This is a genomic window from Pseudomonas sp. PICF141 (genome assembly GCF_002286815.1).
Taxonomy (GTDB): domain Bacteria; phylum Pseudomonadota; class Gammaproteobacteria; order Pseudomonadales; family Pseudomonadaceae; genus Aquipseudomonas.
Window position 1 is genome coordinate 1 of sequence record NZ_MUNM01000003.1, and the last position, 7,505, is coordinate 7,505.

At 52.9% G+C, this 7,505-nt stretch carries 11 protein-coding genes and 2 tRNA genes; 8 read left to right on the forward strand and 5 right to left on the reverse strand.

Annotation, left to right across the window (positions count from 1 at the left end; genetic code table 11):
- The first annotated feature begins 6 nt into the window (after window positions 1-6).
- Window positions 7-83: transfer RNA gene (locus BZL43_RS00020), tRNA-Arg, on the forward strand.
- 19 nt (window positions 84-102) lie between these two features.
- On the opposite strand, the gene BZL43_RS00025 is transcribed toward BZL43_RS00020, so the two are convergent.
- Window positions 103-618 carry a cell envelope protein SmpA gene (locus BZL43_RS00025; RefSeq protein ID WP_095630442.1) on the reverse strand — a complete coding sequence of 172 codons (516 nt, stop codon included), beginning with the start codon at window positions 616-618 and terminating at the stop codon, window positions 103-105.
- A gap of 322 nt (window positions 619-940) precedes the next feature.
- Here BZL43_RS00025 and mgtE point away from each other — a divergent pair, with 322 nt between their 5' ends.
- Entirely contained in the window at window positions 941-2,383 is a 1,443-nt protein-coding gene (gene mgtE, locus BZL43_RS00030) for a magnesium transporter (protein ID WP_095630443.1), read from the forward strand.
- A 199-nt stretch (window positions 2,384-2,582) separates the two neighbouring features.
- On the opposite strand, the gene BZL43_RS00035 is transcribed toward mgtE, so the two are convergent.
- A complete protein-coding gene (locus BZL43_RS00035; protein WP_003178899.1) occupies window positions 2,583-2,909 on the reverse strand; it encodes an Arc family DNA-binding protein in 327 nt (108 codons plus the stop codon).
- Between the two features lie 389 nt (window positions 2,910-3,298).
- Between BZL43_RS00035 and phnN the strand changes: the two genes are divergently transcribed.
- Window positions 3,299-3,871, forward strand: coding sequence for a phosphonate metabolism protein/1,5-bisphosphokinase (PRPP-forming) PhnN (phnN, locus tag BZL43_RS00040; RefSeq protein ID WP_095630444.1), 573 nt, complete (start codon window positions 3,299-3,301; stop codon window positions 3,869-3,871).
- On the opposite strand, the gene BZL43_RS00045 is transcribed toward phnN, so the two are convergent.
- Both BZL43_RS00045 and BZL43_RS00050 read right to left on the reverse strand, forming a co-directional pair.
- Window positions 3,846-4,025 (reverse strand): PA3371 family protein, encoded by a 180-nt coding sequence (locus tag BZL43_RS00045; RefSeq protein ID WP_095630445.1) that lies wholly within the window; start codon window positions 4,023-4,025, stop codon window positions 3,846-3,848. The two genes, phnN and BZL43_RS00045, sit on opposite strands and share 26 nt — an antisense overlap.
- Before the next feature lie 22 nt (window positions 4,026-4,047).
- Window positions 4,048-4,281, reverse strand: coding sequence for a hypothetical protein (locus tag BZL43_RS00050; RefSeq protein ID WP_095630446.1), 234 nt, complete (start codon window positions 4,279-4,281; stop codon window positions 4,048-4,050).
- Between the two features lie 290 nt (window positions 4,282-4,571).
- Between BZL43_RS00050 and BZL43_RS00060 the strand changes: the two genes are divergently transcribed.
- Window positions 4,572-4,648, forward strand: a tRNA-Arg gene (locus BZL43_RS00060).
- A gap of 236 nt (window positions 4,649-4,884) precedes the next feature.
- A complete protein-coding gene (locus tag BZL43_RS00065) occupies window positions 4,885-5,364 on the forward strand; it encodes a hypothetical protein (protein ID WP_095630448.1) in 480 nt (159 codons plus the stop codon).
- Window positions 5,365-5,404: 40 nt separating this feature from the next.
- Here the strand turns inward: BZL43_RS00065 and BZL43_RS00070 are convergent, their stop codons facing one another.
- Window positions 5,405-6,019 (reverse strand): recombinase family protein, encoded by a 615-nt coding sequence (locus BZL43_RS00070; RefSeq protein WP_095630449.1) that lies wholly within the window; start codon window positions 6,017-6,019, stop codon window positions 5,405-5,407.
- Window positions 6,020-6,287: 268 nt separating this feature from the next.
- On the opposite strand from BZL43_RS00070, the gene BZL43_RS00075 reads away from it, so the two are divergent.
- From BZL43_RS00075 to BZL43_RS00085, 3 genes are read left to right on the forward strand one after another with little or no spacing between them, the layout of a single operon-like run.
- Window positions 6,288-6,536 carry a DUF5343 domain-containing protein gene (locus tag BZL43_RS00075; RefSeq protein ID WP_095630450.1) on the forward strand — a complete coding sequence of 83 codons (249 nt, stop codon included), beginning with the start codon at window positions 6,288-6,290 and terminating at the stop codon, window positions 6,534-6,536.
- A gap of 8 nt (window positions 6,537-6,544) precedes the next feature.
- Complete coding sequence (locus tag BZL43_RS00080; RefSeq protein WP_095630451.1) at window positions 6,545-7,000, forward strand: DUF5343 domain-containing protein; 456 nt, start codon at window positions 6,545-6,547, stop codon at window positions 6,998-7,000.
- On the forward strand, window positions 6,984-7,505 hold the full coding sequence (locus BZL43_RS00085; RefSeq protein ID WP_095630452.1) for a TIGR02391 family protein: 522 nt from the start codon (window positions 6,984-6,986) through the stop codon (window positions 7,503-7,505). Before BZL43_RS00080 ends, BZL43_RS00085 begins: the two co-directional genes overlap by 17 nt.

The following is a 7,505-nucleotide window of genomic DNA, read 5'->3' on the forward strand; positions in this document are numbered from 1 at the left end:
ACAAATGCACTCGTAGCTCAGCTGGATAGAGTACTCGGCTACGAACCGAGCGGTCACAGGTTCGAATCCTGTCGAGTGCACCAAACAACAAAAAGCCCGCGTTTAACGCGGGCTTTTTGCCGTCTGCGATTTGGCTTTTCCTTTGGTACAACCCTTCTCGTCGAACTCGATATGAGCACTGCGCCCTCGCTTGTTGTCGTAGCGATAGCTTGTGGCTGAATTGCGGGTGGTGATCTTGTCGGGTTTGCCAAGTGCGCTTTCGACGTCCTGCTGGGTCATGCCGGCAACGACCCGCTGATTGATGATTGCTATGCGGCGTTCCTTCGCGCTGAGCAGATCTCCACATTTGCCTTCGGATTGACCAACGACCGTCGGCTCTCTCCTTTGCAATTTCTTACCTGGTGTTTCGCGAGACTCGGCCTCCGGCATCAGGGGCGTCACGCTGCCTGGCAGAAATGTGCGTACGTCGTGTGCTGAGAGACTTTCTCCTGCCGTACAGCTCAAGGTTGTGAAAGTAATGTGTCCGTTGGCGGCTTCGCACCGGTGAACGATCGTGGCGAGCACTGGGGGCGGCAGGCAGAGCAGGGCGGCTAGCAAATATTGAGCAATCGATGGCATTCGACGTCCTCCATGACGGTCTTCATCAAGGGTAGTCTTTACATTTTCAGGCGGCGGTGTGTTTTCTTTTCAGAATGAGTCGTCGCAGTTTGACTGGATCAGGATGGCACTCAGGTTTGTCTCGCAAGCACTTGTTTCAGCCGCGATTTTTTAACGTTTAAAACCGTCAGGCGGTGTTATCATTGCGCCCGTCAGCCCCGCCGGGGCTTGTGGAATACCTCCATGGACTTACCCAGTAGTTACTCAGTATCCCGTTTTTACAATCATGAATTGACTGATTGATCCTTCCGGCGTGCCCCGCTGCTGGGAGTGGAGTTCGCCTATGTCTGAAGTTGAAGTAAAGAAAACGCAGGAAAGCTTGCAGGACCGCCTCGCTCAAGTCGTTGAGCTGCTGCAGCGCCAGCGAGTGGTCGAAGACCTGACTCATCGCCAGGAAGGTCCGCATCACGACCGGGTCGAGAACCTGGTTCACCGGCAAAACCTCGTCGAGTTGCAACGCAAGCTCGATGATCTGCACTCCGCCGACGTTGCCTACATCCTTGAAGCCCTGCCGCTGGACGATCGCCTGACGGTCTGGCAATTGGTCAAGGCTGATCGCGACGGCGACATTCTGCTCGAAGTATCCGATTCGGTTCGTGAAACCCTGATCGCCGACATGGATGATCACGAGCTCCTGGCGGCAGCCAAGGACATGGATGCCGACGAACTCGCTGACCTGGCCTCCGAGCTGCCGCGAGACGTCGTCCACGAGCTGATGGAAACCCTCGATAATCAACAGCGTGAGCGCGTCCGCTCCGCGTTGTCCTATGACGAGGAGCAGGTCGGTGCGCTGATGGACTTCGAGATGGTGACCATCCGTGAGGATGTCAGTCTCGAAGTGGTTTTGCGTTACTTGCGCCGTCTCAAAGAGCTGCCAAGCCACACCGACAAATTGTTCGTGGTCGATTATGACGGCGTGCTCAAGGGTGTGTTGCCGATCAAGCGTCTGCTGGTCAACGACCCGGAAAAGCAGGTGTCGGAAGTCATGGCCAGCGACCCGGTGAGTTTTCATCCGGATGAAGACGCCTACGAGGCCGCTCAGGCGTTCGAACGTTATGACTTGATCTCGGCGCCGGTAGTCGACAAGAACGGCAAGCTGATCGGTCGTCTGACCATCGATGAAATGGTCGACCTGATTCGTGAAGAGAGCGAAAACGAAGTTCTCAACATGGCGGGTCTGCGTGAAGAAGAAGATATTTTCGCGTCGGTCTGGAAATCCCTGCGCAACCGTTGGGCCTGGCTGGCGGTGAACCTGATCACCGCGTTCATTGCATCGCGGGTGATCGGCCTGTTCGAAGGCTCCATCGAGAAACTGGTAGCCCTCGCGGCATTGATGCCGATCGTCGCCGGTATCGGTGGCAACTCGGGTAACCAGACGATCACCATGATCGTTCGGGCCATGGCGCTGGACCAGGTCAGTACCGGCAATACGTCGCGATTGATGCGCAAGGAATTGGCGGTTGGCTTGATCAATGGTTTGGTCTGGGGGGGCGTGATTGGTGTGGTGGCCTATCTGCTTTATGGCAGTTGGTCCCTGGGCGTGGTGATGACCGCTGCCATGACGCTAAATCTGTTGCTTGCGGCATTAATGGGGGTTTTGATTCCGATGACCCTGGCGCGGCTTGGGCGCGACCCGGCAATGGGGGCCAGTGTGATGATCACGGCCATGACCGACAGTGGCGGCTTTTTCATATTCCTCGGGCTGGCGACGATTTTCCTGCTTTGATGTCCTGCTTCAAAAAAACACCCGCCTGAGCAAGCCGCTTTTCGTAGGAGCCAGGCTTGCCGGCGAAAGCGCTCTTAAGGACGCCTTCGCCGGCAAGCCTGGCTCCTAAAAGTCTGGGCCCAACCGGCGGGTTTTTTTTTAGGTAAATTTCAGGCAAAAAAAAGCCAGCGATTACGCTGGCTTGAGCTTTCGGGATAAATCAGGAAGCGTCTGCGGCCATTTCGGCGTCATGGGCGATCAACGAAACCAGTGCGTTTTGCTGGCGGTGGGAGAGCTGGCGGAAGCGCTGCAGCAGTTCGCGTTCGTGCAAAGACAGTTCGGGGCTGTCCAGGCGCATGCTCAATTCTTCACCCAACGCACCTTCCTGAATAAGGCTTTGCTCAAGGCGCGCGATGATTTCGGAGTTCATGCTGCGATGATGATTGCGAGCCACCTCGGCAATGCGTTCACGCATTCCGTCTGGCAGACGTACGACAAACTTGTCAGCCGTACGGCTGGAATAAATTGCCTGTTTCAATGGGCGCATATATTTAACCGGTTAGTTCAGGGGAGCGGTTCTCGGGGATTGGCCGCAGGATGTCAGATAGGACAAGCACTCTGGCCAAATGTTCAACCTGAATTGATAGAGGCGCGCATCATGCCTCAAATTAGCCAGATCATTGGCGTCAATTCTGTGACAAATATTGATCTGGGTAAAGGCTTAATGCCAGCACCTATTATCAGAAATGCGGACTGGTCTGAAAATAATCCATGAGTCCGAATTTACTGACCGCGTCCTCTTGCCCGACAGGTGATGCCCGAAGACGCCCTGAAGGTGCATGCTATGCGGATTCGATCCTTGTTCCTTACCTGATACAGGATAGTGGCAAATGGCCGATTTACTAGTCTGGACGTACGGCACGGGATGATTTGAGGATGGGTGGCAGGCTGATTTATTTAATGGGGCCTTCGGGATCCGGCAAGGACACCCTTATCGAAGCCGCTCGCGAGCCGCTACGCGCACGCAATTGTGAAATCGTGCGTCGCGTTATCACACGTTCGGCGGAATCGGTGGGTGAAGAGGCCATCGAGGTGTCTCGTGAAGAGTTTGAACAACGCAGAGCCAACGGGGATTTTGCGCTGTGGTGGCAGGCCAATGGGCTGAGTTACGGTATTCCTGCATGCATCGACCAATGGCTCGCGGAGGGCCGTGATGTGTTGGTCAACGGTTCGCGCGGGCACCTGGCAGAAGCACAACAGCACTATCCCACGCTATTGCCGGTGCTATTGACGGTCAAAAGTGAAGCCCTGCGCGAGCGCCTTTTGCGGCGGGGGCGTGAGAACCCGGCAGAAATTGAAGCAAGACTGCACCGTAATGCGTTGTTTACGGCTGATGAGTCAATCGATGATTCGCAGATCCGCCGACTCGATAACTCCGGCGACCTTGCTGGCACGGTCGCCAATCTTCTGAAGCTGTTGAGTCTCAGCGCAGAACCGGATCGAACTTGATCTTGCGCCCGGCGATCAGCGCCAGCACGAACAGAGCACCGAACACGCCGCAAGCAATCAGGGGCAGGGTAACGACCGTGTCCTCGACCAATGACAAATGAAGGATGCCACTCAGTAAGGCGAGGATAAAAAATCCTGCGGCTGATTTAGACATGCTGTGCTCCTGATGGGTGATTTCAAAATACCAAGCGTTCGAAAGACTGTGTGCGCAGCTGAATAGTTTCTTGGCTCATTTCTTTGCCGACAACCCTGCGTTGATCGTTCGCGACTGCCAATTGAGGCGTTTTTTGCAGCTGCAGGTAATGAGGGATACGTTGCGCAATTGTCACGGCGTCGTTTTCGGGGAAGAAATGGAAACCCAACAGAACTGCCAAAGCGACCGCATTCGCGATTAACAGCGCGCTGTTCATGTGGCTGATCTCCTGTGTTGGTTGAGAACAGTCGAAGCAGCCCGCATGCCAAAAGTCTAACGGCTATTAAATCCTTTAAAAACAATGAATTAAGATATTTTTTGTAAAGCGGATGCATTGCATTTTGCAATGATGGCATTTTGCGGTGATGCAATTTGCACGGTGAACAAAGCCACGCTTTCGTGAGGCATCTGCCTACACTTAAAAAGCCTAAGGACGACATGACAAACGCGGGTCTGGCCGTTAACATGCACGCCGTCCATCGCTTGCATTTATTTGCGGCGACTTGTGTCTCAGTAGCTCAATTGGATAGAGCATCCCCCTCCTAAGGGGAAGGTTGGCAGTTCGAACCTGCCCTGGGACACCATATAATCCGGGCCTTCCAAGCTATTCTCCTGACAGCTTAATTTCTTCGTGACAGCAGGGTGGCAGCAGTAGGCCAAAAAGAAGCCCCGCCGGGCAATGCTCTGGCGGGGCTTTTTTGTGCCAATCGTTAAGTGCTTGGGGCTTAAATTTCAATTGATCTGCTTGACTTGAAAAGCTGTCACTCTGCCACCATACCTATGATGTATTCCTACTTCGGTGTGATGAAAAATGAGCGAAATGAACAAGTTGGTGGAGTTAGTGCGCCTTAAGCAAGAAAGCGATGCTCGCAGCGCTGAAGATATCGATCGAGTCATTCGGCTTTGGCAGGAGGAGATAATTTCACTGACCAGCACCATTGAACGATGGGTAGAGCCACTCAAGCTCGAAGGAGTGATTGAGATCACCCGATCGGAGGTTGCTATCCGGGAGGAGCCGACTACGGAGATTTCGAGAACCTACACAGCAAGGCAGTTGACATTGAGGCTTGGCAATAAAGTTATTGATGTGTCTCCGGTCGCGCGTTTCTGCGTGGGCTCTACAGGGAGAATTGATTTAGAAGGGTTTAAGAACTGGGAGCAGGTGTATTTGACAAGGACGGTTACAGGGGCCGATACACACTGGCAACTCGTTAAAAAGGAATATCAGGCTATCAAAGGGCCGGAAAGAGAAACCTTCAACGAAGACAGTTTTGCGAAATTACTCCAATCTCTTTTTTGACGCGCTGCTCTGCCGAGGGGTAAGCAGCGGATCGATCGCGCTACGATTTGATATCACGAATCCGTAACACCGTGGTGGTGGAGCAGTTTGCGTGCCGGGCTGTGGCTCGTATGCCGAGGCCTGCTGCGAGAAGCTCTGCCACTCGCTTGTGCAAGTCGGCGTCTACAGGGCGGCCTTGGTACTTACCGGCGGCCTTAGCTTTCTCAATGCCCTGCGACTGGCGCTCTCTGCGCTGCTCGTAATCCTTGCGCGCGATTGCGGCCATCATTTCCACCAACATTGAGTTGATCGCTCCCAGCATCCGTCCAGTGAACTCGTCGCCTTTAGTGTCCTGCATTCCTTGGTGACTGGTTGGAAGATCGAGCGCGACGATGCGCAGGCCCTTGGAGTCGATGGCGGCCTTGAGCTTTTGCCAGTCCTCCACCGGCAGGCGGGAAAGCCGGTCTATCGACTCCACCAGCAGCACGTCACCTTTGCGCGCATCTTTCAGCAGGCGCAGCAGCTCGGGCCGGTCGGCAGTCGCCCCGCTGGCGTTCTCCAGGTACACGCTTGCGATGACCTTGTTGTGGTCGCTGGAGAACTGCTCGAGCGATGCCCGGGCGCGCCCAGCGTCCTGCTCTTCAGTCGATGCTCGGAGGTATGCGCGGATGAACATGATGTGCCTTCTGTATCAGTTAAGGTGTTCTACTAATAATGTTGCACTTTGAGTGTTACTTATCAAGCGGAAAGGGCAAATAAACGCGAATTTGCGCGTATCAGCTCAGGCATACCCTGCGATAACGCCATTCTTCATCAGTTAATTCGAATACCCCGTTAAATCCGGTAGCGTCCTACTAGACAGGCGTCAGCGAAAAAAGTAGCGTCGGAATGCCATTACAAAAAAAACAATGGCACCCCTTATGCGGCTAACCAGGAAGGGCGTCATGGCAGATAAGCATCCGTATATGTCAGGTACTGCAGGACTGGTCCAGGCAATCACCCAGCTCAGAAGGACTTTTCCAGCTCAGGTGACTGCCGACACGCTAAAGAAGCTTCAGATTGCACCTAACAATGAAACGTACGTCTTAAATATCCTTCGCTTTATCAATGTCTTGGATTCAGATAACAAAAAAAACACCAAGGAGTCGGGGTTTTCAATCAGCACGATGATGAGGACTTTAAAAAAGGTCTAAGCGCGCTAGTGAAGCCGGCGTATCAAGAGCTGTTTGAAATTCACGGCGAGCATTCCTGGAACTTGCCGATCGGTAAGCTCATCAGTTTTTTCAGAAATCATGACCACACCAGTGAAATTGTAGGGAAGCGACAAGCGTCGACATTCCAAGCGCTTGCAGTGTTGTGCGGTCAAGCGCAAGAGGCTGCTCCTGCTACCCCCGTAAAAGCCAAACGTAGTGATTTGCCAGCGGTAAAACCTGCTCGGGCAAAACAGCCAAAAATAGCACCTGCTGATAAGGATCATTCGCACGAGATGTTGAGCACTGAGCTACCTATCAAAAGCAACGGAGCGGGTTTAGGAAACGGTGGAGTAGCACTTACAGTTCGAGTGGAAATCAACCTGCCCGCGGGGGGCGAGCAGGAGACATACGATCGTATATTCAAAAGCATTCGGGAGAACCTACTGAATGGGAATGGCTCTTGATACTTTTGAGGCAATAGTTAGGCGCACTTTCGCGCCCAGTCCCGGCGATCTTCCAGAAAACGGATTACATCCCTTTGATCTACGGAATATTCATACGAAGCTACCACCGAAGGTAAAGCGACTCTTTGATGATGGACATTGTGCCGAAGCTACTTTTGAGGCGTTTAAATTCGTAGATAAAATTGTTCAAAAAATAGCCGGGGTTGATGAGTCAGGCTACAAATTAATGATGCAGGTTTTCAGTGAAGATTCTCCTGTTTTGCGTCTAACTGACCTATCAAATACCAGCGAAAAAGATGAACAGAGAGGTTATAGATTCCTCTTTTCCGGAGCGATGATGGCTATCAGAAATCCTCGAGGACATGAAGTGGAGGCCACAGATGATCCTGACGTATGTCTAGATCACCGTAAGCGTCTGGTGAAGTCGTCTGGACAAAGCAAATGGTCTAAATACGATCAGATTTCCCGAAAGAGCAGCTCGCCAGTTCGCTTTTTCATTTCTTGA